The organism is Microbacterium sp. LEMMJ01 (assembly GCF_002114135.1).
Lineage (GTDB): Bacteria > Actinomycetota > Actinomycetes > Actinomycetales > Microbacteriaceae > Microbacterium.
The window spans coordinates 266,160-290,783 of record NZ_NCTV01000017.1 but is presented as its reverse complement, the minus strand read 5'-3'; the positions used below and the strand labels follow the sequence as shown (position 1 = coordinate 290,783).

Annotated in this window: 30 protein-coding genes; 17 read left to right on the top strand and 13 right to left on the bottom strand. The window is 67.9% G+C overall.

What is annotated here, in order from left to right:
* Positions 1 to 23: 23 nt before the first annotated feature.
* Positions 24 to 902, top strand: a complete 879-nt coding sequence (locus B7W94_RS03855) for a metallophosphoesterase (RefSeq protein ID WP_085604514.1) — start codon at positions 24 to 26, stop codon at positions 900 to 902.
* Positions 903 to 906: 4 nt separating this feature from the next.
* Here B7W94_RS03855 and B7W94_RS03850 read toward each other — a convergent pair whose 3' ends face one another.
* Entirely contained in the window at positions 907 to 1,416 is a 510-nt protein-coding gene (locus B7W94_RS03850) for a hypothetical protein (RefSeq protein ID WP_085604512.1), read from the bottom strand.
* Between the two features lie 138 nt (positions 1,417 to 1,554).
* Here B7W94_RS03850 and B7W94_RS03845 point away from each other — a divergent pair, with 138 nt between their 5' ends.
* On the top strand, positions 1,555 to 3,057 hold the full coding sequence (locus tag B7W94_RS03845) for a SulP family inorganic anion transporter (RefSeq protein WP_085604509.1): 1,503 nt from the start codon (positions 1,555 to 1,557) through the stop codon (positions 3,055 to 3,057).
* A 339-nt stretch (positions 3,058 to 3,396) separates the two neighbouring features.
* Positions 3,397 to 4,479, top strand: a complete 1,083-nt coding sequence (locus tag B7W94_RS03840; RefSeq protein ID WP_253247378.1) for a hypothetical protein — start codon at positions 3,397 to 3,399, stop codon at positions 4,477 to 4,479.
* Here B7W94_RS03840 and B7W94_RS03835 read toward each other — a convergent pair.
* Entirely contained in the window at positions 4,469 to 4,879 is a 411-nt protein-coding gene (locus B7W94_RS03835; protein ID WP_085604506.1) for a (deoxy)nucleoside triphosphate pyrophosphohydrolase, read from the bottom strand. The two genes, B7W94_RS03840 and B7W94_RS03835, sit on opposite strands and share 11 nt — an antisense overlap.
* A gap of 69 nt (positions 4,880 to 4,948) precedes the next feature.
* On the opposite strand from B7W94_RS03835, the gene B7W94_RS03830 reads away from it, so the two are divergent.
* Entirely contained in the window at positions 4,949 to 5,284 is a 336-nt protein-coding gene (locus B7W94_RS03830; RefSeq protein WP_085604503.1) for a nucleotide pyrophosphohydrolase, read from the top strand.
* Positions 5,281 to 7,020 (top strand): DUF2075 domain-containing protein, encoded by a 1,740-nt coding sequence (locus tag B7W94_RS03825; protein WP_085604500.1) that lies wholly within the window; start codon positions 5,281 to 5,283, stop codon positions 7,018 to 7,020. Before B7W94_RS03830 ends, B7W94_RS03825 begins: the two co-directional genes overlap by 4 nt.
* Here B7W94_RS03825 and B7W94_RS03820 read toward each other — a convergent pair.
* Positions 7,010 to 7,630: a MerR family transcriptional regulator gene (locus tag B7W94_RS03820; RefSeq protein WP_085604996.1), complete on the bottom strand. Its 621-nt coding sequence runs from the start codon at positions 7,628 to 7,630 to the stop codon at positions 7,010 to 7,012. The two genes, B7W94_RS03825 and B7W94_RS03820, sit on opposite strands and share 11 nt — an antisense overlap.
* A gap of 70 nt (positions 7,631 to 7,700) precedes the next feature.
* Between B7W94_RS03820 and B7W94_RS03815 the strand changes: the two genes are divergently transcribed.
* Positions 7,701 to 8,219 carry a monooxygenase family protein gene (locus B7W94_RS03815; RefSeq protein ID WP_085604498.1) on the top strand — a complete coding sequence of 173 codons (519 nt, stop codon included), beginning with the start codon at positions 7,701 to 7,703 and terminating at the stop codon, positions 8,217 to 8,219.
* Between the two features lie 12 nt (positions 8,220 to 8,231).
* Here B7W94_RS03815 and B7W94_RS18060 read toward each other — a convergent pair whose 3' ends face one another.
* Positions 8,232 to 8,405, bottom strand: a complete 174-nt coding sequence (locus tag B7W94_RS18060; RefSeq protein ID WP_157544415.1) for a hypothetical protein — start codon at positions 8,403 to 8,405, stop codon at positions 8,232 to 8,234.
* A gap of 65 nt (positions 8,406 to 8,470) precedes the next feature.
* Here B7W94_RS18060 and B7W94_RS03810 point away from each other — a divergent pair, with 65 nt between their 5' ends.
* From B7W94_RS03810 to B7W94_RS03800, 3 genes are all read left to right on the top strand, one after another.
* Complete coding sequence (locus tag B7W94_RS03810) at positions 8,471 to 9,520, top strand: hypothetical protein (RefSeq protein ID WP_172400055.1); 1,050 nt, start codon at positions 8,471 to 8,473, stop codon at positions 9,518 to 9,520.
* Positions 9,521 to 9,688: 168 nt separating this feature from the next.
* Positions 9,689 to 9,895, top strand: a complete 207-nt coding sequence (locus B7W94_RS18535) for a DUF2599 domain-containing protein (RefSeq protein ID WP_085604492.1) — start codon at positions 9,689 to 9,691, stop codon at positions 9,893 to 9,895.
* A 32-nt stretch (positions 9,896 to 9,927) separates the two neighbouring features.
* Positions 9,928 to 10,113 (top strand): hypothetical protein, encoded by a 186-nt coding sequence (locus tag B7W94_RS03800; protein WP_085604490.1) that lies wholly within the window; start codon positions 9,928 to 9,930, stop codon positions 10,111 to 10,113.
* A gap of 398 nt (positions 10,114 to 10,511) precedes the next feature.
* Here the strand turns inward: B7W94_RS03800 and B7W94_RS03795 are convergent, their stop codons facing one another.
* The 3 genes from B7W94_RS03795 to B7W94_RS03785 form a co-directional block, all read right to left on the bottom strand.
* Entirely contained in the window at positions 10,512 to 10,787 is a 276-nt protein-coding gene (locus tag B7W94_RS03795; protein ID WP_085604487.1) for a hypothetical protein, read from the bottom strand.
* Between the two features lie 2 nt (positions 10,788 to 10,789).
* A complete protein-coding gene (locus B7W94_RS03790) occupies positions 10,790 to 11,656 on the bottom strand; it encodes a hypothetical protein (protein ID WP_139833240.1) in 867 nt (288 codons plus the stop codon).
* 116 nt (positions 11,657 to 11,772) lie between these two features.
* Positions 11,773 to 12,345 (bottom strand): TetR/AcrR family transcriptional regulator, encoded by a 573-nt coding sequence (locus tag B7W94_RS03785; RefSeq protein WP_253247377.1) that lies wholly within the window; start codon positions 12,343 to 12,345, stop codon positions 11,773 to 11,775.
* Between the two features lie 75 nt (positions 12,346 to 12,420).
* Between B7W94_RS03785 and B7W94_RS03780 the strand changes: the two genes are divergently transcribed.
* Positions 12,421 to 13,422: an SDR family NAD(P)-dependent oxidoreductase gene (locus B7W94_RS03780; RefSeq protein WP_085604478.1), complete on the top strand. Its 1,002-nt coding sequence runs from the start codon at positions 12,421 to 12,423 to the stop codon at positions 13,420 to 13,422.
* A 62-nt stretch (positions 13,423 to 13,484) separates the two neighbouring features.
* Here the strand turns inward: B7W94_RS03780 and B7W94_RS03775 are convergent, their stop codons facing one another.
* On the bottom strand, positions 13,485 to 13,817 hold the full coding sequence (locus B7W94_RS03775) for a hypothetical protein (protein WP_139833239.1): 333 nt from the start codon (positions 13,815 to 13,817) through the stop codon (positions 13,485 to 13,487).
* A 257-nt stretch (positions 13,818 to 14,074) separates the two neighbouring features.
* On the opposite strand from B7W94_RS03775, the gene B7W94_RS03770 reads away from it, so the two are divergent.
* Positions 14,075 to 14,452, top strand: a complete 378-nt coding sequence (locus B7W94_RS03770; protein WP_085604473.1) for a VOC family protein — start codon at positions 14,075 to 14,077, stop codon at positions 14,450 to 14,452.
* 380 nt (positions 14,453 to 14,832) lie between these two features.
* Here B7W94_RS03770 and B7W94_RS18055 read toward each other — a convergent pair whose 3' ends face one another.
* From B7W94_RS18055 to B7W94_RS03755, 4 genes are all read right to left on the bottom strand, one after another.
* A complete protein-coding gene (locus B7W94_RS18055) occupies positions 14,833 to 14,997 on the bottom strand; it encodes a hypothetical protein (RefSeq protein WP_157544407.1) in 165 nt (54 codons plus the stop codon).
* Between the two features lie 279 nt (positions 14,998 to 15,276).
* Positions 15,277 to 15,999 (bottom strand): 3-keto-5-aminohexanoate cleavage protein, encoded by a 723-nt coding sequence (locus B7W94_RS03765; protein WP_085604470.1) that lies wholly within the window; start codon positions 15,997 to 15,999, stop codon positions 15,277 to 15,279.
* Between the two features lie 7 nt (positions 16,000 to 16,006).
* The gene (locus tag B7W94_RS03760; protein ID WP_025104100.1) at positions 16,007 to 16,234 is read right to left on the bottom strand and encodes a hypothetical protein; all 228 of its coding nucleotides are present in this window, start codon (positions 16,232 to 16,234) and stop codon (positions 16,007 to 16,009) included.
* Positions 16,235 to 16,510: 276 nt separating this feature from the next.
* Positions 16,511 to 16,951 (bottom strand): VOC family protein, encoded by a 441-nt coding sequence (locus B7W94_RS03755; protein ID WP_085604467.1) that lies wholly within the window; start codon positions 16,949 to 16,951, stop codon positions 16,511 to 16,513.
* 99 nt (positions 16,952 to 17,050) lie between these two features.
* Here B7W94_RS03755 and B7W94_RS03750 point away from each other — a divergent pair, with 99 nt between their 5' ends.
* From B7W94_RS03750 to B7W94_RS18050, 5 genes are all read left to right on the top strand, one after another.
* Positions 17,051 to 18,001 carry a helix-turn-helix transcriptional regulator gene (locus B7W94_RS03750; RefSeq protein ID WP_085604464.1) on the top strand — a complete coding sequence of 317 codons (951 nt, stop codon included), beginning with the start codon at positions 17,051 to 17,053 and terminating at the stop codon, positions 17,999 to 18,001.
* A gap of 138 nt (positions 18,002 to 18,139) precedes the next feature.
* Complete coding sequence (locus B7W94_RS17850; protein ID WP_139833238.1) at positions 18,140 to 18,403, top strand: type II toxin-antitoxin system Phd/YefM family antitoxin; 264 nt, start codon at positions 18,140 to 18,142, stop codon at positions 18,401 to 18,403.
* Positions 18,400 to 18,780, top strand: a complete 381-nt coding sequence (locus B7W94_RS03745; RefSeq protein ID WP_139833237.1) for a PIN domain-containing protein — start codon at positions 18,400 to 18,402, stop codon at positions 18,778 to 18,780. Before B7W94_RS17850 ends, B7W94_RS03745 begins: the two co-directional genes overlap by 4 nt.
* A gap of 109 nt (positions 18,781 to 18,889) precedes the next feature.
* A complete protein-coding gene (gene purL / locus B7W94_RS03740; protein ID WP_085604458.1) occupies positions 18,890 to 21,217 on the top strand; it encodes a phosphoribosylformylglycinamidine synthase subunit PurL in 2,328 nt (775 codons plus the stop codon).
* Positions 21,217 to 21,360 (top strand): hypothetical protein, encoded by a 144-nt coding sequence (locus tag B7W94_RS18050; RefSeq protein WP_017202962.1) that lies wholly within the window; start codon positions 21,217 to 21,219, stop codon positions 21,358 to 21,360. Before purL ends, B7W94_RS18050 begins: the two co-directional genes overlap by 1 nt.
* A gap of 78 nt (positions 21,361 to 21,438) precedes the next feature.
* Here the strand turns inward: B7W94_RS18050 and B7W94_RS03735 are convergent, their stop codons facing one another.
* Positions 21,439 to 22,011, bottom strand: a complete 573-nt coding sequence (locus B7W94_RS03735) for a TetR/AcrR family transcriptional regulator (protein WP_025104106.1) — start codon at positions 22,009 to 22,011, stop codon at positions 21,439 to 21,441.
* Positions 22,012 to 22,079: 68 nt separating this feature from the next.
* Here B7W94_RS03735 and B7W94_RS03730 point away from each other — a divergent pair, with 68 nt between their 5' ends.
* Positions 22,080 to 24,617 (top strand): MMPL family transporter, encoded by a 2,538-nt coding sequence (locus B7W94_RS03730; protein ID WP_085604455.1) that lies wholly within the window; start codon positions 22,080 to 22,082, stop codon positions 24,615 to 24,617.
* Positions 24,618 to 24,624 lie beyond the last annotated feature (7 nt).

Here is a 24,624-nt window from a genome sequence, read left to right as displayed (position 1 = left end):
CCGTCCGCCGACCAGGAAGAGACATGATCCTCACCGAACACCCTCGCCCGTCGCACACCTTCGTGCACATCTCCGACACGCACCTGCCCGGTGAACGGTCGCCGCTGTACGGCAGCGGGGCCGACGCCGACGCGAACCTAGCGGAGATGCTCGACCGGCTCGTCGCCTCGGGACTCCGTCCCGACGCGCTGCTGTTCACGGGAGACCTGACGGACCGGGGCGATGCCGCCGCTTACCATCGACTGCGCGAGCTCGTGACGCCCGCCGCCGATGCGCTCGGCTGCGAGGTCGTGTGGGCGGCCGGCAACCATGACGACCGCCGTGCCATGCGATCGGAGCTCGGACTCGCGGGGGCGGGTGACGAGCCGATCGTGGAGGTGCGGTGGTTCGGGGGGATGCGCGTCATCGTCGTCGATTCGACGGTGCCCGGCGCGCATTGGGGGGAGGTGCCGTCGTCGCAGCTGGAGTGGCTGGAGGGAGAGCTGTCGACGGCGGCACCGCAGGGCACGCTGCTGCTCATCCACCATCCGCCCCTGCCCACGGTGCTCGACCTCGCCGTGACGGTCGAGCTGCGGGATCAGGACGCGCTGGCCGCGGTGCTGCGGGGGTCGGACGTGCGGGGCATCCTGTCGGGTCACGTGCACCATCCGTCGTTCGGCACCTTCGCCGGGATCCCCGTCGCCGTCGCCTCGTCGAGCGCGTACGGGCAGGACCTCGCGCAGCCCGTCGGCGCCACCCGCGGACAGGACGCCGCGCAGGGCTACAACCTCGTGCACGTGTACGCCGACACCATCGTGCACTCCGCCGTCTCGCTCGAGCGCGGGGCGGACGTCGGGGAGCCGGTCGCCGCCGACGAGGCCGGACGACGGATCGCCGGCGTCGGGATCGACTGGCGCGACTAGGCGGTCACGAGGTCGTCATCGGCGTCACCTCGACGTCGATCGAGCCGAACGGGAACGGGCTGACGACGCTCCAGGAGTCGCTGGTGAACTGCTCGAGCGGGATCAGCGCGAACCAGACGTGCGAGACGACGATCGCGACCACGACGAACAGCCCGACTCCGCGCAGGGTCCACTCCAGGGTGCGAAGCGCCGTGCGCTCGTCGGCCGCCTTCATCACGCGACCGAGCGCGAGCAGCAGGATGACGGCGATGGCGACGTAGACGAGGGGGCTCGGCGCGAGCGTGAGCTGGATGCACTGCGGAGCCTCGTCCACGGGCTGACCCGCGGAGTCGATGAACCCGCCGTTCGCGTCGACGCCGCCGGGGCAGATGCCTTTGCTGGCGGTCATGAACACGGGGTAGAGGAATGCGGTGATCAGCGACCAGAGGAGGACTCGGCGGATCGCGGCGATGACCACGACGCCGGGGAGCGCGGCGGATGCCGTGTCCGGGGCGGTGGAGGGGGCGAGCGACATGCGGGGCTCCTCTCGGGGCGGTCGTGTTCATCCTGGCGGATGTACGGGGTGGGTGGAAGGGGCGCGGGTGGGCGCTCGTGCATCAGTCGTAGGCTGGAACGTCTGCCTCCTCTCTGAGGCGCCTTCCCCTGGAGCTCCATGTCTGCAACGACGGTCGACGACCGCGCCCGCTATCGCGCCCACCCCTCGGTGCTCGACGCGCTGAAGAACCCGCGACTGCTGACGCGGGAGGTGCTGGCCGGGCTCGTCGTCGGACTCGCGCTCATCCCGGAAGCGATCGCGTTCTCGGTGATCGCCGGCGTGGACCCCAAGGTCGGGCTGTTCTCGTCGTTCATCATGGCGGTATCGATCGCGTTCCTCGGCGGGCGACCGGCGATGGTGACCGCGGCGACCGGAGCCGTGGCGCTCGTGATCGCTCCCGTCGCACCGACGTACGGGCTCGACTACTTCATCGCGACGGTCATCCTCGCCGGGATCTTCCAGGTGGTCCTCGGAGTGCTCGGCGTCGCGAAGCTCATGCGATTCATCCCCCGCAGCGTGATGGTCGGGTTCGTGAACGCGCTCGCGATCTTCGTGTTCAGCTCGCAGTTCCCGCAGCTGATCGACGTGCCGTGGCTGGTGTATCCGCTGGTGGCGCTCGGCATCGTCGTGATGCTCGTGATGCCGAAGCTCACCAAGATCGTGCCGGCGCCGCTCGTGTCGGTCATCATCGTGACGGGCGTCGTGCTCGCCTTCGGGATCACGGTGCCGACGGTCGGCGATCAGGGCGAGCTGCCTCGGAGCCTGCCGTCGCTGTTCATCCCGAACGTTCCGCTGACGTGGGAGACGTTCACGATCATCGCGCCGTTCGCGCTCGGAGTCGCGCTCGTCGGGCTGATGGAGTCGCTGCTCACCGCGAAGCTCGTCGACGAGATCACCGACACCCACTCGAACAAGACCCGCGAATCGTGGGGGCAGGGCGTCGCGAACGTGCTCTCCGGAATGTTCGGCGGCATGGGCGGGTGCGCGGTGATCGGTCAGACGATGATCAACGTAAAGGCGTCAGGCGCGCGGACCCGCATCTCGACGTTCTGCGCCGGGATCTTCCTGTTCCTGCTGGTCGTGGTGTTCGGCGACTTCGTCGGGACGATTCCGATGGCGGCGCTCGTGGCGGTGATGATCATGGTCGCGATCGGGGCGTTCGATTGGCACAGCGTGCGGCCGTCGACGCTGAAGCGGATGCCGAAGAGCGAGACGTTCGTGATGATCGCGACGGTGGTGCTGGTGCTGATCACGCACAACCTGGCGGTCGGAGTCGTCGGTGGGGTGCTGGTCGCGTCGGTGCTGTTCGTGCGGCGGGTGGCGCACTTCGTTTCGGTTACGCGCGTGCTGTCTGAGGCCGGGGACTTCGTGACGTACGTCGTGGAGGGGGAATTGTTCTTCGCGTCGAGCAATGATCTGACGACGTTGTTCTCGTATACCGAGGATCCCGATCGGGTTGTCGTCGATCTGTCGCGGTCGCATGTGTGGGATGCGTCGACCGTTGCTGCGTTGGATGCGATCGAGACGAAGTACGTCGCGTTGGGGAAGACGGTGAGGATCGTTGGGATGAACGAGAGCAGTTCGCGGATGCGGGGGCGGTTGACGGGCGGGTTCCAATAGCCGCAAGTGGACACACGAAGTACGACGCGACGCTTGGCGCTCCGACTCGGGAGATAGATCGATTGCACTTCGGCCCGCGGCATGGACATCCGTGATGTGATCGGCCTTGCCGGAGGCGTCGCTGCAATAGCGGGTGCTATTTAGCTGTTTGGCAGGCCATTGATGCCAGGCGGGCGCGCGATGAACGCCGCATGGCAACGCATCGCTAGCGCCCAAGAGATCGTCACCCAGTGCACACAGACCAAGGCGTGGAGCGTACCAGGCGCGGGCTGGAGGATCTCTTGGCCATTTGGCTGCTGCGAAGCATGAGCAGTGCAGCATATCGATATGCTGCCTCGCGTGAGCACCACGACGCCGGCCCGACTCTCGCTCGAACTGAACATCAGCCAGAAGCGCATCCGCAGCTTCCTTCGTGAGCGATACGGCAGACTTCCCGAAGGCCTCGCTCGATGGGAACTCGAGGATAGTCAGGCTGACGCTGTGCGGGCTCGATTCGGCCGGCGGCTCCGACCCTCCGATCCGGCGCTCTGGACACTCGAGATCGGCGACAAAGTGCTGCGACGAGAGATTCATGCCGCGTACGGAGGCCAGGAACAGGGCGGAATCATCACGCCGCGGTCGATGCCTGACATCCTCCTCATCACCAGCCCGGAGAGCGGTGCGAGGCACGGATACAACGCGCGTGAAGGATTACAGGAGGATGGCTCGTTTCTCTACACGGGCGAAGGCCAGCGGGGTCCTCAATTGTTCGTGCGTGGCAATGCCGCACTTCGGGACGCGGCCGAGAACGAACGCCCTATCCGCCTACTCACGAAACAGGGCACCTACGTCACCTACGTCGGCGAGTTCACAACAGGCGAGCCAGCGTTCAGTATCGAGACGATCCCCGACTCTGACGGGAATCTTCGCGAAGGAATCATCTTCAAGCTCGTGCCAGTTGACGCTGATGTGGAAGCACTCGACGCGCCATCCACGCCCCTCACGGAGAGTGCACAGACCTCGTCATGGACGCCTCCCGAGTCATCGTCGTATCTCCTGGGCGCACCCGTGATTCCTGGTGAGCGCGTCGTCTCCCGAATCGAGTTCGAGCTGCAGAACGACTTCGGCCAGTGGATTAAGTCCCGTGGTGAAACTCCTCAGCGCCTTCGTCTGAGCTCCGCCGGAGCTACGATCGAGCCCGATCTCTATGTCTCGGAGTCAGGCTGGGTCGTCGAAGCGAAAAAGTCGCCTGCCCGTGAATACGTTCGCACCGCGATAGGGCAAGTCCTCGACTACTCGCGCCTGGCTCGGGAGTCCGGCAGGCCCGCGGTTCCGGTCATCTTGCTTCCCAGCCGACCGATCTCACATCTCGAGACCTTGTTGTCCGAGTTGGGAATCACCCTGATCGTCCGCGACGACGAGGGGTTCTTGGTCATCGAGTAGGCGCCCCGGCCGCCAGTTCCGCGACACATGGCAGGTCCGGGGCGGCCCAGTCGAAACCCGGCAGATCGCTACGACGAACCCAGCGCAGTTCATCATGATCGAGGCTCTGGGTCGGTGGCTCTCCGAGCAGCCTGGTGCGAAGACAAATGAGGCGGATGGTGCTTTCACCGACCACGGTGTCATCCGCTCGAAGCAGCGCGGTGACCTCTATTGAGGTGCTGAGCTCTTCGCGTATCTCTCGCACCAAAGCCTCGCTGTGCGTCTCGCCCTTTTCGAGTTTGCCGCCGGGGAACTCCCATTTCCCTCCAGCGGCCTTCTCCGGTCGGCGGCGGCACGCAAGGATCTTGCCTTCATGCTCGATGACGGCTGCAACGACCTCGATGACGCGGCTCTCGCTCACTATGCCTCCGAGAGCAAGCTAACAGGGAGTGTCCTCAGGGCCCTACCCCGACCCTGCTAGCGTCTCATCATGCCGTCGCCGCAGACTCTCTCCGCCCTTCGCGCCTTCGTCGCGGAACGAGACTGGGACCAGTTCCACTCGCCAGAGAACCTCGCCAAGAGCATCGCGATCGAGGCCGGTGAGCTCCTCGAATGCTTCCAATGGTCTCCTGACTTCGACCAAGAACAGGTCGAAGAAGAGCTCGCGGATGTCATCACGTACTGCGTCCATCTCGCGAACAAGATCGGCGTCGACCTCGATGAGATCGTCCTGAAGAAGCTGGAGTCTACGAAGGCGAAGTACCCCGTCGAGCTCGCCAAGGGCCGCATGACGAAGTACACAAAGCTCTCCGAGGCGGCGGAGTGACGGAGTTCAGCATCCAGCGCCTCCCGTTCCGTCGTGACGCTGTTGATACGTGGGCGCGTGATGACGCCCGGCACACAAACTGGCCGGTGGTGTACGTGATCGAGGGGGACACCCGCCGCAGTTCGCCCGGACTCTACGTCGGTGAGACCGTGAGTGCGGCCACGCGGATGCGTCAACATCTCTCGGGGTCAAAACGGAACGAGTCCCTCAAATCGATTCGCGTCGTCGTAAACCACAGGTTCAACAAGTCAGTGTGCCTCGACCTTGAATCGCATCTCATTCGGTGGTTCTCGGGCGACGGACGTTATCGCCTCCTCAATGGCAACGACGGCCTGACTGACGCGCAGTACTACGACCGCGATATCTACCGCGAGTCCTTCCGTGACGTGTTCGAGGCATTGCGAGCAGAGGGACTTTTCTCTCGGAGCATCCCGCAGATCGAGAACTCTGACCTCTTCAAGCTGTCGCCGTTCAAGGCTCTCACTGAGGACCAGGGCATCGCGATCATGGACATCCTGGAGGGGCTTCTCGAAGATCTCCAGGACCCGGATGCGCGATCGACCCTCGTTGTGCAGGGCAACCCCGGAACGGGAAAGACGATCATCGCGATCTTTCTCATGAAGCTGCTCGCCGATATCCGCGACTATCGAGACCAGGACGGCATCGAGCCGGACTCGATGTTCTCGGAGTTCTTCGTCCCGGAGAATCGCGATCTGCTGAGGACACTTCGAATGGCCCTCGTGATCCCTCAACAGTCTCTGCGGATGTCGGTGAAGAAGGTCTTCAAGAGGACGCCCAAGCTCGACGCTTCGATGGTGATGTCGCCGTTCCAGCTGGGCGAATCGGACCAGCCATACGACCTCGTGCTTGTCGACGAGACCCATCGTCTCGGGCAGCGGGCCAACCAAGCATCGGGCGTGCAAAACAAGAAGTTTCGCGAAATCAACGAAGCGCTGTTCGGGAGTGACGATCCTCGATACACCCAGCTCGACTGGATCAAGGCTCGGAGCACGCATAAGCTCCTGCTCGTCGACGGCGAGCAGAGCGTGCGGCCCCATGACCTTTCCCCGACAACGCTTAGCGCAGAGGTGTCCCAAGCGAAAAACGAGCATCGGTTCTTCCGTCTGACCACCCAGATGCGGGTACAGGCTGGCGCCGATTATGTGGAGTTTGTTCGCGCCGTTCTTCGGAGCGAACAGCCGTCGCTTCCAGATCTCGGCGACTACGAACTCCGCCTCTTCGACGACCTTGGAGAGATGCGCGAAGCCATCCGCCAGAAAGATGCTGAGGTGGGACTTTCCCGACTTGTGGCCGGCTATGCATGGGATTGGGTGTCGCGGAATCACCCGGAGGCCTTCGACATTGAACTCGATGGCGAGCGACTGCGGTGGAACGGCACGGATAAAGACTGGATCAACTCAAAGGACTCACTCGAAGAGGTCGGCTCGATCCACACCGTGCAGGGGTATGACCTCAACTACGCCGGCGTCATCATTGGGCCAGACCTTCGCCTGGACCCCGCGACGGGTCGGATCGTCGCCGATCGCGAGAGCTATCGCGACAAGAAGGGCAAGGAGAACACCGGCCATCTGAAGGATACGTTTGGGGACGATGACCTGCTGACGTTCATTCGAAACATCTACGGGGTGCTGTTGACTCGAGGAATGCGTGGAACCTACGTCTACGTGTGTGATCCGGCGCTTCGGGAGCGTCTCGCCGCCGCGCTTACCCGTTGAGTTCGGGCCGGCTGAACCTCTCCCCCGAGCTCACCTGCTGAGCCACCCGCCGCAACGCCAACAACAACGGCTCGACCAACACCGACCCCAGCACCACGTACCGCACCGCAGCCTCAGCAGACTCCTCCGGCACCCCCGCGATCTCCGCATCCGCGATCCGCCGCGCACTCGCGAGGTACTCCGCCATCACCGCCTCCGGCACCGTGAACCCGACGCGCTCCAGCCCCTGCAACGCTCGAGCGACCGCATGCAGCACGGCCGGATCGCACATCCCGGGCTTCCACCCGAGCCGGGTGGCGAGTGCCTCGGCGCCGGCGAGGTCCGACGCGTCATCGGCCGGCGGGGTGATAGCGGCATGCGCGGTCCCCAGCAGCTCGTGCGGGTTCGGGGGCGGATCATCCAGCGCCGCGACCACCCGTCGCGTCTCGGCGATGCTCACGCCGGCGTCGAGCAGCGCCCGGATGACGCGCAGCCGCTCGACGTGCTTCTCGCCATAGACGGCCTGCGTCGCGGAGGTGCGCTCGCCCTCGGGCAGCAGCCCCTCGCGCAGGTAGTACTTGATCGTCGGCACGGTCACGCCGGTCTGCGCTGACAGTTCGGAAATCCTCATGGTCACCCCTTGACTTCGATAGTAGCGCTATCCATTATGGATAGCATCGCTATCCATACGAGGAGTCGCCATGTCGAAAGTCGTCACGGGTCGCATGACCCACCGCCACGAAGGCGAGCTCGTCGTGTTCCACATCGGGATGCAGATCAACCGGTGGTGGCGCCCCGACCTGTGGCTGCCCGCGTTCGTCGCCATGCCGCGCATGCTCCGCGAGCTCAGCACCGAGCCCGACTCCGGGCTGCTCGGCTACCATCTCCTCCTCGGATCGGGCGGCCCCTACGTCGTGCAGTTCTGGTCGTCGGTCGACAAGCTCTACGCCTATGCCTCGAACCCGGACCAGCAGCATCGTCCGGCATGGACGGCCTTCAACCGCGCCGCCCGCAAGGCTCCGGGAGCGGTCGGCGTGTGGCACGAGACATTCCTCGTCGACACCGCCGAGAGCGTGTACGTCTCGACGAAGCGCATGGGCCTCGCAGCCGCGACGGAGCACGTTCCCGTACCGCGACGCCATGATCGCGCGCAGGCGCGGTTCACGGACGGACGGACAGTGGCCCCCGCGGCAGCGCCCGCGCACGACCCAACGGCGTGAGGCAGGTCGCGCTCAACGTCCGGACGGACGGCGAGGTGCGGATGGCATGCGCCCCCGGCCACGGCTCCGGCGACGCGCGATCACTCGCGCCACCGCGCGCACGAGCAGGAACGCGAGCACGAGGATCACGACCGCGACCGCTGCGGTGATGGCGAACCCGGTCCAGCTGAAGAACGACGCGTCCATGCCTGGATCCTAGCGCTCCGCATGCTCCTGGGCAGGCCCCTCGAATATATTGCATACGTCGTCGTATGAGGTCTTCAATTGGTCACAGGCGGGCAATTGATCTGATCGGAGAGAACGTGCGCAAACACCTCAGACTCGCCAGCCTGCTCACCGCTGCGATCGTCGGCTCATCATCCCTCGCAACCGTCCCGGCCGCCTCCGCGGATACCGGTGCGGACGGAACCGACCTCGCGACCGAGGAGATCGTCGCGCTGGTCACGGAGGTCGCGCCCGTGCCCATCACCGCTGCCCAAACGACCGAGAGTTCCGAGCAGATCGTGGCCACCCTCGACGGCGGCGGAAAGGCCACGATTGCCGCGGCACCGGACGACGGGATCTCCGTCCTCTTGCCCGACGGTGAGGAAACGATGTCCGTGTCGCTTCCCGGCGCTGGCCACCTTGATGACGCGACCGTCGGAGAGGACGGGTCAGTGACCTATCTCGGCGACGCGAACACGCCATCGATCAACGTCATCGCCGGCGAGGAGGAGATTCGCGCGAGCGCGATCATTAGCGATGCCTCGCAGACCGAGCGCTTCGAGTACGACTTCGGCGGAGGGGTGTCGGTCGAGATCCAGCAGGACGGGAGTGCGATCGCCTTTACGGCCGAAGAGGTCACCGACCCAGACACCGGCGTGACGTCCCTTGTCGAGAAGATCGTCGCCGACGTCGCGGTGCCATGGGCGCGGGATGCCGCCGGCGTCAACGTGCCGACACGATACGAGTCATCCGGATCGGCTCTGATCCAGGTCGTCGAGCACCGCGGCGGCGACTACGCGTACCCGATCGTCGCGGACCCGACGTTCGACCGCCCCAACTTCTTCCAGTACCGCATGCGATTCAACCGAGCGGAGACGGCCATCATCTATGACAAAGGCCTTGGCGCACTCGGAGGGCTCGCGTGCGGGACCATGGCACCCGTCTGCCTCCTCGCCGCGGGATCACTGGTGTGGAACGCCGGCATCGCTGAGAAGTCCCGACCGAAGAAGTGTGTGCAGGTGACGGCGACCCAGCCCTATGTCGTCCCCGGTCTCGTCTGGTGGGTCGATACCTACCGCGGCGGATCTTGCCGGTGAGGAACAGACGATGAAGCCCACGTGGTTCTCAACGATCACACGCCCTCGAAGCCATCTCATCGCGACCCTGTGCGTATGGGGCTGGTTCCTTGCGGTGCTCGTGGGAGCGAACTCCGTGCCCCAGCTCGCTCCGGCGCTTGAAGCGACTGCGGCGGCGGGCGCCGCTGTGTGGTTCGGCGCGATGATGAGGCGATATCGCGACGCGAGCCGGCATTCCTCGCCGCCCGGGCCCACACCGTGAGCCACGGCCGGGGCTCCTGTCAGAGAGCGCGACGATGCCGGACAGCCGCTCGCCCGCGCCGGTCATGGAACCTCGACGCTTGGCGGCCTGACGTAAGGTACAGCGACGTCTTAACGGCAGGATGCAACCCGTAGGAGCGATTGTGAAGCAGCCAACGAGACGAGCGATGGTCAGCGTAGGATTCGTCGGCGCTGGCGTCATCGTCCTCGCCATCGTCATGGCGATTGCTGAGGGCTACATTTCAGACGCGGAGCACACGACTGGCAACCTCGCACCTGCTGCTCTGACTGGCCTGCTCGGCGCATGCCTCATGCTCGTCGGCTTCGGAAGCATCCTCCTCCGAAAGGAGTGACCAAGGGTCTACAGCTCTGCTCGATCGGCCCCGCTACCCATCAGGTGGCGGGTCGCCCATACCCGCACACCGCTCGTTGATTCCACGCATCCCGAGCGCAGCCGTGTAGTCCCGGACCCGCGAGGTTTCAGGAGCATGAGCTTCATGCCCCAGATGGGGCCGTTCCAAATCCAGCTCGGATCAGCCACCCTTGGGTACGCGGCGGTCTGGCTCGGGGCCACAACCTGGAACAGCTCATCCCCTCGCACCTAATACCGCGTTTGCACCCCAGTCTCGCGGGCTGGTCTGCTCGCAGGTGGCGGAGGGCGACCTCTCAGCCCGCGCAGGTCAGACCGCGGCCGGCGGCTCCGTCAAGACGTCACCGCCACACTCGTCGCCGGCATCACACGCCGAGCGGGTCATGGCTTCCATCGTGAATTGCGCACGGACACGGAGCGATCGGTGAGATTGACGCCGATCGTAAAAGCAAGGAGCCCGACCACGAGGTACACAGGAAGCGCATCTCCAGCCGGGCTGTCGAGGTTGCCCGACGAGCCGAACCACGCAAGGACCCCGAACCACACCAGAACGGGAACGATGGCGAGAAGAGTGCCGAGCTTCCTGCCGACCCGCCCCACCAACGTCCCCCAGAGAAGAAGAGCTACGCCCACCGCGACAAAAAGCATGATGTCCACCTCTAACAGTTCCTCACCCACGGCCACCACACACCCGCCGGTCCACCGACACCGACGACGTAGTGGATCGAGATGCATCGATTGCCCACCAGCTGCGACGCCCCGATCGCGGCGACTGTCGTACAGGAGACCTGGAGGAGCTTTGCGAACGGCACAGGAGACTTGCTCAACACTCCGGCACACGCTGCGTAGCCGCCGATCGCTGTGCGACTCTCAGCTTTGTTCAGGTGGACCTGAATGTACGGTCCGAAGAACTGCACCGTCGGATCCGCGACGACGGGGAAGTTCGCTCCAGTGGTGTCGACGATCTGCGTGAGGGTTGAACCTGAGATCTCATAGTGCGTAGGTAGCGACTGACCCGCTGCATCGATGGCCCAAGGAGCATCGATACCGCCCAAGAAGCCATCAGCATCCGAAACCGACACCGATCCGTCCTCGAGGAGCAGCAGGTGAGTGCCACTCTCGAAGTTCCATTCCGGAGACTTCGCCGGCGGAGCAGACAGGATTGCGGAGAATCTCGTTGCCCCTTCCTCAGGGAAGCTGACTGCGTAGGTGACGGAGTCGCCTTCGGCGATGGCGTATTGGTCCGCTACGGATATCTCTGCCCGCTCAGAGCCACCCAAAGTGACTTCCGAGTCGATTCCATTCAGAATGACCGATGCTTCAGCGCCATCCGCCTGCAGTATCGGCAACTCGACGTCCGACGGCGTCGGAGTTCCTACCGCAGCCGTCTCAGCGTCCTCGAGAACATCCGCCACGTCGCTCGACTCACCCGGGACGGCCGCCCGCGCAGTCGCCGGAAGAAGAGCGAGAAGAAGACTGAGTCCAGCCGCGAGGAGAATGCCGCTGGATCGGATTTGCTGTGTCATGTGACACATGGAAGCATACATATGAGGTCGCAACCGATATTCTCGCCTCGAGGTACCCGACGAGTGCAGCGTGGAGAACCGCGACCGTCGCGCCGCACAGCAATCCAGCGAGAGACTCAGCCCGCCGCAATCCCCCGCAGCAACCGCACCACCGTCTCCTCCACCCGCTCCGCGCTCAACGGCTGCCCGATCAGGGCGGAGTACGAGGCGATCGCGATGAACTCGTCGGCGACCACGGCGGCATCCACGTCGGCCCGCACGTCGCCGTCCGCGCGTCCGCGTGACACCCGCGCCGCGACCCACTCCCGGATCGGCGCCGCCAGCCGCTCGTTCAACACCAGCCCCAGCTCCGGATCAGCCGCCGTCACCTCGATGAGCGCCCGCGCGAGCGAGACGCCCTCGGGCCGGGCGAGCCCCGCGGACACCGCCGTGAACCAAGCGCGCAGGTCCGCGCCGAGGTCGTCCGTCATCGGCACGACGACATCCGCACCAGGGACCGCGCCTTCGAGCAGCGCTTCCCCGAGGATCGCGGCCTTCGACGGCCACCACCGGTAGATCGTCTGCTTCGACACCTCCGCCTCCGCCGCGAGACCCTCGATCGTCACGGCCTCGTACCCGTCTGCGGCGAGCGCGCGACGCATCGCCTCCAGCACGGACTGGCGGGCCTTTTCACTGCGAGGACGGGGCACCTTTCGAGCGTACTCAGGCGTACACTGGAACATAAGTAGACGCACCGTTGCGAAACCCGAGCAAGGAGAAAGAGCATGGCCCTCACCGCACACTCCACCATCGGCGACTGGATGAACGACCCCACCGGCGGCCCGCTCATCCGCGGCCTCTTCGAGCAGACGGGCGCCGACCCCGAGCTCCTCACCCCCGTGCTCGGACTCCCCCTGCAGCAGCTCGTCGCCATGAGTCAGGGCCAGCTCCCGCAGTCGGTCGTCGACGACCTCGTGCGCGCCGCGAACAACGGCGAGATCCCCGAGGACGACGCATCCGAGGGCTGGACCGAGAAGGTCACCGCGGGGCGCTTCGCGGGCAAGACCGTCATCGTCACGGGCGCCGCGTCCGGCATCGGCAAGGCCACCGCCTCGCGCATCGCCCGGGAAGGCGGTCGCGTGATCGCCAGCGACATCGCCGCCGAGAAGCTCGACGCTCTCAAGGCCGAGCTGCCGGACGCCGACATCGTCACGGTCGCGGGCGACCTCACCAAGCAGGACGCGATCGACGCCGTTCTCGCCGCCGCGGGCGACCGCATCGACGGCCTCGCGAACGTCGCCGGCATCAACGACGACTTCTCCCCCGCCGGCGAGACCCCGGATGCCGTGTGGGACCGCGTCATCGCGATCAACCTCACCGCACCGTTCAAGCTCATGCGCGCGGTCATCCCCGTCATGGAGAAGGCCGGTCGCGGCGCGATCCTCAACGTGTCGAGCGAGGCGGGTCTGCGCGGCAACGCCTCGGGCAACGCCTACACGGCCAGCAAGCACGGCATCATCGGGGTCACCAAGTCGGCCGCGTTCATGTACGGGCCGAAGGGCATCCGTGTGAACTCCGTCGCCCCGGGCGGCGTCGCCACCGGCATCCCGATGCCCCCGCACATGTCCGAGTACGGCTCCGGCCGCCTCGCCCCGTTCCAGCAGGCCATCCCGACCGTCGCGACCGCCGAGCACCTGGCCGCGTCGATCACCTTCCTGCTCTCGGATGACGCCGTGAACATCAACGGCGCCATCCTCGCCTCCGACGGCGGCTGGTCCGTGCAGTAAAGCGACTCCATGGAACCGACGCCCCCGCCGACCCGAACGGCGGGGGCGTTCTCCGTCTGGGGTCAGCGCTTCGGCGGGAGGACCGCGGTGGCGAGGGCGGTGGCGATGATGCCGAGCGCGCCCACACCGAGGAGCACGAGGCCCGCGGGCCAGACCTCTCGCGTGAAGACGTCGTAGCTGTCGCTGTACTCGACGATGTGCTCAACCGTCCCGACCCCCGTGAGACTGATGCCGACGATCAGGGCGACGACGGACACGCCCCACGCGACGATCCATCCGAGGCGGTTCGCGGCCAGCCGTCGCCGCTCCGCGCGCTCGGCCTCCTCCGCCTCTGGCGCGGTCCCCGACCGTGCGTCGTCATCGGTCTCGTGCGTCAGCTCGGATGTGGTCTCCATGGCCGCACGATATCGGACGGGGTCGGTTCCGGCGGGATGCCGGTCATACCACTCCGACACGACACCGGCGGAATGGGCCGCGGTCGGGACGCTCGCCGACACGGTCGCCCAGGGCGCTCGTGTCGCCGTCACCTCCACCGACCAGCACGGCGCGCCTCGGAGCCGGTGATCGCCCCACCGCCCCGTTGCGGAAGCTGATCCCGCGCGGCGGCGCAAGCCCCTCCGCGGAGGCCTACCCTCGCCGTACCCTCGGCGGCATGTTGAAGATCGTGTCGATCGTGATCCGCGTGGACGACTTCCCGGCCCAGACCGCATTCTGGAAGGCAGCCCTCGACTACGTCGAACGAGACCCCGCGGAGGACGACTGGGTCGTACTCAAACCCCGCGACGCCGACGCACCGTGCATCGCGCTCGACGCGCACCACTCGGAGCGTGTGCTGCCCCCGCGCATCCACCTCGACATCTACGCGGAGGACCAGGCTGCCGAGGTGGAGCGCCTCGCCGGGCTCGGAGCACGGGAGGTCCACTGGAACGGTCGGCCCGACGACGCCGACTACATCATCATGGAAGACCCCGAGGGGAACCGCTTCTGCATCGTGGACCGTCCCGGCTGGGGCGGGTGGAAGTCCGGGTGAGTCCGGTTCGTGCGGGCTCCCGCGGGTGCGGAGTGCGAAAGCGTTCAGGGGCGGGCGGTGGGAGGGGCGTCCCGGGCCCGCAGCGGGGCAGAGTGGCGTGCACGCCGTTGGCGAGTTCGAAAGCGTTCCCGGGTCGGCGAGACCAAGGCCGTTTCTACACTCGCACTGAGGCAGAGTGGCGCGCACCCGCTGGAGAGTTCGAAAACGCTCCGGTACCGGCGAGGCCGGGGGTGTTTCTGCACCCGCACCGGAGTCCCGGACGGGACCCGTGCACGGAAGCGCAGAAACGAGCCCGAGCCGGGTGGCGGGAGGAGCGGTTCTGCGCCTGCACCTGACGTCAGGGGCGAGGCATGCGGCGGGAGGTGGCTGGATGCGAAGGATCAGGGGGTATCGGGCGCGGTGGTGCGCTCCGCGGCGAGGGCGCGGCGATGCGCCGTCAGCGCCGCCCGGACCGCCGAGTAGATGATCAACCACAGGAGCAGCAGCGCGAGGAGCGGGACGACCACGTAGACGAGCAGGAAGAAGACGGAGGCACCGGCGAACATCGCTCCAGCGTAGGGACGGTCGTGCTCCTCGGGAAGGCCCCGACACGGTTCGGACCGCCGCCTTCCGAGCAGAGTGCGAGAACGCCCCGGAACCGGCGACGGGAGGTGCGGTTCTGCACCCGCACTCAAGGGGCCGGGAGCAGTCCACGGGGTGCGAAGTGCGAGTGCGAAAAGGGACCGGAAGCCACGGAGAGAGGGACGTTTCTGCGCCCGCACCGGCGCGACGCACCGGCGCGACGCACCAGCGCCACGCGAGCGCGGCGCGCGAAGGTGGCCGGGCTAGGCGCGGGGGAGACGGGCGCGGGCGGCGCGGACGAGGGCGGCGTTGCTCGGGGCGTCGGTGCCGTCCGGGAGGAGGAGCGTGTCCTCCAGGCCGATCCGCGTATCGAGGCCGAGCTCCCCCGCGAGGTCGAGGGCGGGCCAAGCCGACAGCTCCTCGCCGTGCAGCAGGATCGGCAGGTCGGGCTCCTCGCGCGCCACGTGGGCGATCAGCCCTTCGGCGTGCGGACGGACGACGTCGGCGGCCTCCGCGGGAAGCTCCACGAGCACGCGCAGGCACGCACCGCGGACCGGGGAGACCCGCCACGCCTCGAGCCCCGCTGCGTCCCAGATGCCCGCTTCCACGCCGATCCCCCGTCGACGCAGCGCCGCGGCCACCTCGTCGGCTCCGGCCTCGTGCCAGTTCACGGAGGCGTAGTCGGGGAGTTCGGTCCAGCTCTCGATGGCCGCGAGTCGTCGCGACACGTCCGGCTCGGCCCAGGCTCCGGTCGTCACGCCCACGGGTATGCCCGGCGCCGCAGCACGGACGGCTCCGAGCCACCGCCGCACATCCTCGGGTGCCAGGGAGTCGCGGCCGGCGGCGTCCTTCGCATGCACGTGGATCTCTGCGGCACCAGCATCCACGGCCGCCGCGGCGTCCTGGGCCACCACCGTCTCGTCGGCGCTCAGCCACGGATGCTCCGCGACGTCCCTGGCACCGTTCACGCAGGCCTGCAGGATCATCCGCGACTCACCACATGAGGTCGCGCGGGTGCGCCTCGTTCGGAGCCACGTCGTCGGACGGCCCCTCTTCCGTGCGCACGAAATGCTGCACCTGACGCGCTGTCGCCGCGCCACGGCCGACCTTCACCGCCTCCTCCATCGACTCGAAGCTGCTGCCCAGCGTGTGCGACTCGCCCTGGATCCGGTTGAACCAGATGCCGTTGCGCGAGAACGTCTCGATGTCTCCTGCGGCCATGCCCTGCCTTTCGTCTCCTCCTTTCTACGTCAGGCGACCGACGACGAAGAGGCCCTTGACATGTCATGACGCCCACGGGCGCCGACCCACCCCCTGCCGTGCATCCCGGCCCGTTACGGACGGGCGCAAGGGGCCGGGTCGACCGCACGGGGCCGGCTCGGGCGCAGGAAGCACGCCGCTCGCTGACCCACCCCGTTCCGTGCATCCCGGCCCGTTGCGGACGGGCGCAAGGGGCCGGGTCGACCGCACGGGGCCGGGTCGAGCGTCCGACGGGGGTCAGGCGACGTCGAGGACCCAGGTCACGCCGAAGCGGTCGGTGAGCATGCCGAAACCGGCGGACCACGCGGAGGCGGCGAGAGGTTCGATCACGGTCGCACCCTCGGCGAGGGCGTCCCAGACGGGCTGCAGCTCCTCCAGGGAGTCCGCTCGCAGCGACTGGAAGAAGGAGCGGTCCGTGATCGTCATCCCGTTCTCGCGACGGGTGGTGCCGGCAGTCGCGGCGGTGTCGTCCGCGCCAGGGATGTCGTACGCCATCAGCCGCACGGGTCCGTCGAGCTGCCCGAACACGAGCTTGTCGAACCCGGGGACCCCGTCCGGCATCCCGAACTGCCCGTAGGTCGCCGCGGTCACCTCGCCGCCGAAGACCGATCGGTAGAAGTCGAGTGCCTGTCGAGCCGTACCGCGGAAGTTGAGGTGGGTGGTGGTCGTGAGAGTCATGGTGTCCTCCGTGTCCCGGTCCGCCGATCGGACCGTGTGATTCCACGGTCACAGAGGTAGAGGTCTGTTTCTGTCCTCTTTCCACCGCAGAATGGAGCCATGACCGGAAGCTCGTCGCGCATGCTCGCACTGCTGTCCCTGCTGCAGGCGACGCGCGACTGGCCGGGCGGGGAACTCGCCGACCGTCTCGGCGTCACGCCCCGCACGGTGCGCCGCGACGTCGATCGACTGCGCGCGCTCGGCTACCGCATCGGATCCAGCAAGGGCCCGTACGGCGGCTATCGCCTCGAAGCGGGGTCGGATATGCCGCCGCTCCTGTTCGACGACGAGCAGGCCGTGGCGATCGCCGTCGCCCTCCAGAGTGCGAGCGCGACCGGGGTCGAGGTCACCGAGGCCGCTCAGCGCGCGCTCGCGACCGTCCGTCAGGTGATGCCCTCGCGCCTGCGCCACCGCATCGACGGGATCCGCTTCGACGGAGCACCGGCCGCGGTCCGCGCCGACCCGGCCGTACTGGAGGCGGCGAGCGCGGCGGTACGCGACCGGAAGGTGCTCCGCTTCGACTACGGATCCGCGCGGGACCGCCCACCACGGCGCACGGAGCCTCATGCCGTCGTGGCGCGCGAGGGCCGCTGGTACCTGCTGGCCTGGGACCTGGAGGCGGCCGACTGGCGCACGTATCGCCTCGATCGACTGCAGCCACGCACGCCGACCGGGCCCTCCTTCACGCCGCGCCCTCTGCCTGCCGCGGACGCGCAGACCTTCCTCGCCGCCCGTGCCAAGGGTTCGACGACCGAGGACCGCTGGCCGTGCACGGGCGTGGTGGATATCGCCCTGCCGGCGCGGGACGTGGCGCCGTGGGTCGGAGACGGCGCCGTGGTGCCGCTGTCGAAGGACTCGTGCCGAGTCACGGTCGGCTCCTGGTCGTGGACGGGTGTGCTCGCCGCGGTGGCCCGGTTCGACGCGCCGTTCACGGTGGTCGGGCCCGAGGCGCTGCGCGAGGCGGCGGGGGTGCTGGCGCAGCGGTTCGCAGCAGCGCACTCCTCCTCCTGACGCTGCCCTGCAGGGGAGTTATCCAGAGCCTTCGGGGAGATCCGTCCGTGCGCCCTCGCAATGTCGCCGAGCGATGGTTCACTGGACCCACGAATCGGAGAACTAGTAGTTCTACTACTTTGCATCTACCCTGAGGAGATGGGCACCGTGTCGAAGACCGAACTGAATCAGCAGACCGCGCGGGTGCTGGCGCGCGTCACCGCCGGCGAGCACCTGACGGTGACAGACCGCGGGCGCCCGATCGCCGAGCTCTCGCCGCCCGCTGAGACGGCCTGGACGCGCATGATCGCCAATGGGCGGGTGACGCTGCCCCGCGCGAGCGGTCCGCTCCGGCACGCCCCCGTGCCGGACTCGCTGTCCGTGACGGAGATCCTCGGCGAGCTTCAGGCCGACCGGTCGTGATCTACCTCGACACCTCAGCGGCTGCGAAGGCGCTCATCGAGGAAGAGGGGTCGGAAGCGGTCGTCCGCGCCTTCGCGGACGGCAGCGAGTTCGTCTCCTCGCGCCTGCTCGCCGTGGAGCTGCACGCGATCGCCGACCGCCGTTCCCTCGACCGCGAAGCCGTCGTCGACCTCCTCGACCGCGTCGCGCTCGTCTCCCTCGACGACGAGACGCTGACCGCGGCCATCCGGGCAGGCTCAGGGCTCCGCACTCTGGACGCTCTCCACCTCGCCGCCGCGCTCGAACTCGGCGACGTGGTCACGGCGCTCCTCACCTTCGACCGTGAGCTGGCGGCCGCCGCACGCGCACAGGGCCTGAGCCTCGCCGAGCTGCCATGACGCCGCCGCCTTCCCACCCCGACGCCGTCCGACGGCACGCACGAGAGAACGGCCCCGACCGCGCCGGTAGACTGAGGACGCCCCGCCGGCCCCTTCCTTTGGAGTGCGCGTGACCACCGCCCCTGCACCTTCCCCCCAGCACGTCCCCGACTCCGTCGAGAACGCGATCGCGACGCCCGAGAAGGAGCAGCCGTACGGCGCCCTCGGGCTCAAGGACGACGAGTACGCGCGCATCAAGGAGATCCTCGGCCGCCGCCCCACCTCGGGCGAGCTGGCGATGTACTCGGTGATGTGGTCGGAGCACTGCTCCTACAAGTCGAGCAGGAACTACCTGCGCCGCTTCGGCCAGAAGGTCTCCGACGAGATGAAGGAACGCCTCATGGTGGGCATGGGCCAGAACGCGGGCGTCGTCGACGTCGGCGAGGGCTGGGCCGTCACCTTCAAGGCCGAGTCGCACAATCACCCGTCGTTCATCGAGCCCTTCCAGGGCGCGGCGACCGGTGTCGGCGGCATCGTCCGCGACATCATCTCGATGGGCGCCCGCCCCGTCGCCGTGATGGACGCCCTGCGCTTCGGGGCGATCGACCACCCGGACACCGCCCGCGTCGTGCACGGCGTGACCAGCGGCATCAGCTTCTACGGCAACTGCCTCGGCCTGCCGAACATCGGCGGCGAGACCGTCTTCGACAGCGTCTATCAGGCGAACCCGCTCGTGAATGCGCTCGCGGTGGGCGTGCTGCGGCACGAAGACCTCAAGCTCGCGAACGCCACCGGCGTCGGCAACAAGGTCGTCCTGTTCGGTGCCCGCACGGGTGGCGACGGCATCGGCGGTGCGAGCATCCTGGCGTCCGACACGTTCGCCGACGGCGGCCCGACCAAGCGCCCCGCGGTGCAGGTGGGCGACCCGTTCGCCGAGAAGGTGCTCATCGAGTGCTGTCTCGAGCTGTACCGCGGCGAGCTCGTCGAGGCGATCCAGGATCTCGGCGCCGCCGGCATCTCCTGCGCGACCAGCGAGCTCGCGGCCAACGGCAACAGCGGTATGCACGTCTCGCTCGACAACGTGCTGCTGCGCGACCCCACGCTCACGGCCGAGGAGATCCTCATGTCGGAGTCGCAGGAGCGCATGATGGCCATCGTCGCCCCCGAGAAGCTCGACGCCTTCCTGGCCGTCGTGAACAAGTGGGAGGTCGAGACCTCCGTGCTCGGCGAGGTCACCGGCGACGGACGCCTCATCATCGACTGGCAGGGCGAGCGCATTGTCGACGTCGACCCCTCGACCGTCGCGGTCGACGGCCCCGTCTACGACCGCCCGGTCGCCTACCCGACGTGGATCGATGCCCTGCAGGCCGACGCCGCCGAGAACCTGCCGCGTACGAACGACGCGGAGACGCTGCGCGAGCAGTTCCTCGCCCTCGTCGCCTCCCCGAACCTCGCGGACACGAGCTGGATCACGAACCAGTACGACTACTATGTGCTCGGCAACACGGCCCTGTGCTTCCCCGACGACGCCGGCATGATCCGCGTGGACGAGGAGTCCGGCCTGGGCTTCTCCGTCGCGACCGACGCCAACGGCCGCTACTGCCAGCTCGACCCGTACGCGGGCGCGCAGCTCGCGCTCGCCGAGGCCTACCGCAACGTCGCCGTGACCGGTGCCGTGCCGACGGCCATCACCGACTGCCTCAACTTCGGCTCTCCCGAGAACCCCGAGGTCATGTGGCAGTTCGGGCAGACCGTCGACGGCCTCGCAGACGGCTGCTACGAGCTGGGCACCCCCGTCACCGGCGGCAACGTCTCGTTCTACAACCAGACCGGCGACGTGCCGATCCACCCGACCCCGCTCGTCGGCGTGCTGGGCATCATCGACGACGTCTCCCGCCGCATCCCGTCCGGCTGGCAGGACGAGGGGCAGAACATCTACCTGCTCGGCACCACGTCGACCGAGCTCTCCGGCTCCGCGTGGGCCGAGGTCGTGCACCAGCATCTCGGCGGCCGCCCGCCGAAGGTCGACCTCGCGGGCGAGAAGCGCCTCGCCGGACTGCTCGCCGCGGCCCGTGACGAGTGGCTCATCTCCTCGGCGCACGACCTTTCCGAAGGCGGTCTCGCGCAGGCCCTGGCCGAGGGCGTCATGCGCTTCGGCGTCGGCGCCCGGGTCTGGCTCAACGAGATCATCGAGCGCGATGGCGTGGACGCCGCGACCGCCCTGTTCTCCGAGTCGACCGGCCGCGTGATCGTGACCGTTCCCCGCGAGGACGACGTGAAGTTCCGCGGGCTCTGCGAGGGCCGCGGCTACCCGGTCGCCCGCATCGGCGTCACGGACAGCGAGCCGCAGCTCGAGGTGCAGGACGTCTTCACCGTCTCGGCCGCCGAGCTCCGCGAGCGCTCGCAGGCCACGCTGCCGTCGTACTTCGGTCCGACCGTCACGGAGCCGGTGGCCTGATGAGCGGCGACGGCCTCAGCGAGGACTACGGCGACCTCGGCGAGAAGCGCAACCGGCGCATCCGCATCATCGCGTGGACCGTCATCGTGGCGCTGATCCTCGGTGGCGGCGGCGCGACCGTGCTCACCCTGCTCCTCGGCTGATCCGGGCCCGCGTCGCAGATTCGCACCCGGGTCGCGGGGACTCCATGAATCCGTGCGACCTCGTGCGGATCCGCGGCCTCAGCGAGCGAAGAGGTAACGGGTCAGGGCGACGACGGAACCCGGATCGTGGGCCTCGCGGCCGAGAGACTCCACGATGATGGCCCCGAGGATGGCGCGACCGAGCTGCTCGACCGGGGCGTCCTCCGGCAGCTGACCGTCGCGGATGCCGCCGCGGAGACGCTCCGACAGGTACTTCTCCACCCCGAGACTCTCCCCGAGGTGCGCGCCGACCGAGGCATCCTCCGTGGCCGCGGCCACGAGAGACCGCAGCAGCACACCGCCCTGGGGCTTCTCGAGGATGGACAGGACGCTCCGCAGCCAGGTCTCCACGTCGGCGGAGAGGTCTCCGGTGTCGGGCACGACGAAGTCCACGGGGATGAGGCGTCCCTCGGCCAGGCACTCCCCGATGAGGGCGCCGCGCGACGGCCACCAGCGGTAGATCGTCTGCTTGCCGACCTTGGCCTCCTTGGCGATGCCTTCGATCGTCAGTCGGTCGTACCCCTGATTGTGGAAGAGCCGGGCCGTCGCATCGAGGATCGCCTCGCGGGCCGCCGTGCTGCGCACAGGGCCGCTGCGATGCTCGTTCACCATGCGTTCAGGATAGCCACAGATCCCTAGACGAGACGTGCCGTATGCTCTTTTCGTCTGAAGGAGATCACGTGGCTTCACTGCTGTTCCGTCTGGGTTCTTTCGCTGCGCGCAGGGCGTGGACGGTGATCGTCTCCTGGGTGCTGATCCTCGGGCTCGGCGTCGGCGCCTTCCTCACCTTCGGCGGCACGCTGAGCAACAGCTTCGACATCCCCGGCACCGCCTCCGGCGAGGTCACCGATCAGCTCGCCGACAAGCTGCCGGACACCGCCGGCGGCACCGGGACGGTGGTCTACCGGACGGACGACGGGGAGCCCTTCACCGACGAGCAGAAGCAGGCGATCTCCGACCTCGCCGCGAGCGCGGAGGACCTCGACGGCGTCGCCTCCGTCGTCGACCCGTTCGACGCCCAGCGGCAGCAGGACGAGCAGACGAAGGAGCTGACGGACGGCCAGGCCCAGCTCGACGACGGCCGCGCCCAGCTCGACGCCGGCCAGGCCCAGCTCGACGACGGCCGGGCACAGCTCGAGGCCGGGATCACCCAGCTCGAAGGGGCGCGCGCGCAGGCCGAGGCCGCCGGTGCGCCAGCCCAGCAGACGGCCGCGCTCGACGCACAGCTCGCGCAGCTGAACGCCCAGCTCGCGCAGCTCGACGCGCAGCAGGACACCATCGACGAGAACCGCGCGGAGCTCGCCGACAGCGCGGAGCAGCTGGAACTCGGCACGACGCTGCTGAACCTCGCGGACGGCATCGGCGTCGTCTCGGAGGACGGCTCCACGGCCATCGTCAACGTCTCCTTCGTCGACCCGCGCCTGGAGCTCGCCGAAGAGACCAAGCAGAGCACCATCGCCCACTTCCAGGACGAGGAGATCGACGGCGTCACGGTCGACTTCGGCACCGACATCGCCCAGGGCGTGCCCGAGATCTTCGGCGTCGGCGAGGCCATCGGTCTCGCGTTCGCCGCGGTCGTGCTCATCGTGATGCTCGGTTCGCTGATCGGTGCGGCCCTGCCCATCGTCACGGCCGTGGTCGGCGTCGGCGTGGGCGTCACGGCGTCGCTCGCGTTCTCCGGCGTCGTCGACATGGCCTCGGTCACTCCCGTCCTCGGCGTGATGCTGGGGCTCGCGGTCGGCATCGACTACTCCCTCTTCATCGTGAACCGGCACCGCAAGCAGCTGCTGGCCGGGTCACCCGTGCGCGAGTCCATCGGTCTGGCCACGGGTACCTCCGGGACCGCGGTGGTGTTCGCGGGGGCCACGGTCATCGTCGCACTCCTCGCCCTCAACGTGACGGGCGTGCCGTTCCTCGGCCTCATGGGCACGGTGGGAGCGGTGTGCGTCGCCGTCGCCGTGCTCGTGGCCGTGACCCTCGCCCCGGCGATCCTCGGCCTCGTCGGAACCCGTCTGCTCGGCCGCAAGGCGCGGGCGACCATCGGCCAGGAGCACGCGGCCGGGAAGCCCGTGCGCCGGATGTCGACGCTGCGCGCCGTCGTCACCGCGCTCGTCAGCGTCGTCGCGCTGCTCGTGATCGCGATCCCCGCGATGTCGATGCGCCTCGGCCTCCCGGACGGGTCGAGCGAACCCGCCGACTCCACCAGCTACCGCGCGTTCCAGACCGTCGACGAGCAGTTCGGCGAGGGCGCGAACGGGCCGCTCCTGGTGACAGCGACCCTCGACGACGCCGTGAGCGACGACGACCTGCTGGCCACGCAGGTGACCGTGGCGGAGAAGATCGCCGAGCAGGACGACGTGGTCGCGGTGGCCCCCGTCGCGACGTCGGACGACAACACGCTCCTCGCCTTCCAGGTGCTGCCCGCCGAAGGCCCGAACAGCGCCTCCACCGAGAAGCTGGTGCAGGATCTGCGGGGTCTCCCCGAGATCGACGGCGGCATCACCCTCGGCGTCGCGGGTCAGGCCGCCACCAACATCGACATCTCCGAGGCTCTGGCGAGCGTGCTCCCGCTGTACCTCGTGGTCGTCGTGGGCCTGTCGCTGCTCATCATGATCGTCGTGTTCCGATCGCTGCTCGTGCCGCTCATCGCCACGGGAGGGTTCGTGCTGTCGCTGTTCGCGACGTACGGGCTCATCGTCGCGGTGTTCCAGTGGGGGTGGGGCGCCGACCTCATCGGGTTGCACAGCACCGGTCCGATCCTGAGCTTCCTGCCGGTGATCCTCGTCGGCATCCTGTTCGGCCTCGCGATGGACTATCAGCTCTTCCTCGCGTCGGGGATGCGAGAGGCCTATGTGCACGGCGCCTCCGCGCGCGATGCCGTGGCGCAGGGCTTCCGGGCCGGGCGCTCGGTGGTCATCGCGGCCGCGCTCATCATGGTGTCGGTGTTCGGCGGGTTCGTGTTCTCGGAGTCGACCATCATCCGGTCCATCGGGTTCGGTCTCGCGTTCGGCGTGCTGCTCGATGCGTTCGTGGTGCGGATGCTGCTGATGCCCGCACTCATGCACCTGCTCGGACGCTCGGCCTGGTGGCTGCCGAAGTGGCTCGACCGCATCATCCCGAACGTCGACATGGAGGGCGCGGCGCTGGAGCGGGACCACCCGAGCGTGCACACCGACTCCGTGCCCACCGTGGAGCCCCCGCGCACCCGTCGCGGCTGAGTCTGGT

Bases quoted from the DNA above. Each gene is read 5' to 3' on its own strand.
- B7W94_RS03855 (WP_085604514.1), top strand. From the start codon at position 24: ATGATCCTCACCGAACACCCTCGCCCGTCGCACACCTTCGTGCACATC.
- B7W94_RS03850 (WP_085604512.1), bottom strand. From the start codon at position 1,416: ATGTCGCTCGCCCCCTCCACCGCCCCGGACACGGCATCCGCCGCGCTC.
- B7W94_RS03845 (WP_085604509.1), top strand. From the start codon at position 1,555: ATGTCTGCAACGACGGTCGACGACCGCGCCCGCTATCGCGCCCACCCC.
- B7W94_RS03830 (WP_085604503.1), top strand. From the start codon at position 4,949: ATGCCGTCGCCGCAGACTCTCTCCGCCCTTCGCGCCTTCGTCGCGGAA.
- B7W94_RS03820 (WP_085604996.1), bottom strand. From the start codon at position 7,630: ATGAGGATTTCCGAACTGTCAGCGCAGACCGGCGTGACCGTGCCGACG.
- B7W94_RS03815 (WP_085604498.1), top strand. From the start codon at position 7,701: ATGTCGAAAGTCGTCACGGGTCGCATGACCCACCGCCACGAAGGCGAG.
- B7W94_RS18060 (WP_157544415.1), bottom strand. From the start codon at position 8,405: ATGGACGCGTCGTTCTTCAGCTGGACCGGGTTCGCCATCACCGCAGCG.
- B7W94_RS03810 (WP_172400055.1), top strand. From the start codon at position 8,471: ATGAGGTCTTCAATTGGTCACAGGCGGGCAATTGATCTGATCGGAGAG.
- B7W94_RS03800 (WP_085604490.1), top strand. From the start codon at position 9,928: ATGGTCAGCGTAGGATTCGTCGGCGCTGGCGTCATCGTCCTCGCCATC.
- B7W94_RS03790 (WP_139833240.1), bottom strand. From the start codon at position 11,656: ATGACACAGCAAATCCGATCCAGCGGCATTCTCCTCGCGGCTGGACTC.
- B7W94_RS03780 (WP_085604478.1), top strand. From the start codon at position 12,421: ATGGCCCTCACCGCACACTCCACCATCGGCGACTGGATGAACGACCCC.
- B7W94_RS03775 (WP_139833239.1), bottom strand. From the start codon at position 13,817: ATGGAGACCACATCCGAGCTGACGCACGAGACCGATGACGACGCACGG.
- B7W94_RS03770 (WP_085604473.1), top strand. From the start codon at position 14,075: ATGTTGAAGATCGTGTCGATCGTGATCCGCGTGGACGACTTCCCGGCC.
- B7W94_RS18055 (WP_157544407.1), bottom strand. From the start codon at position 14,997: ATGTTCGCCGGTGCCTCCGTCTTCTTCCTGCTCGTCTACGTGGTCGTC.
- B7W94_RS03765 (WP_085604470.1), bottom strand. From the start codon at position 15,999: ATGATCCTGCAGGCCTGCGTGAACGGTGCCAGGGACGTCGCGGAGCAT.
- B7W94_RS03760 (WP_025104100.1), bottom strand. From the start codon at position 16,234: ATGGCCGCAGGAGACATCGAGACGTTCTCGCGCAACGGCATCTGGTTC.
- B7W94_RS03755 (WP_085604467.1), bottom strand. From the start codon at position 16,951: ATGACTCTCACGACCACCACCCACCTCAACTTCCGCGGTACGGCTCGA.
- B7W94_RS03750 (WP_085604464.1), top strand. From the start codon at position 17,051: ATGACCGGAAGCTCGTCGCGCATGCTCGCACTGCTGTCCCTGCTGCAG.
- B7W94_RS17850 (WP_139833238.1), top strand. From the start codon at position 18,140: ATGGGCACCGTGTCGAAGACCGAACTGAATCAGCAGACCGCGCGGGTG.
- B7W94_RS18050 (WP_017202962.1), top strand. From the start codon at position 21,217: ATGAGCGGCGACGGCCTCAGCGAGGACTACGGCGACCTCGGCGAGAAG.
- B7W94_RS03735 (WP_025104106.1), bottom strand. From the start codon at position 22,011: ATGGTGAACGAGCATCGCAGCGGCCCTGTGCGCAGCACGGCGGCCCGC.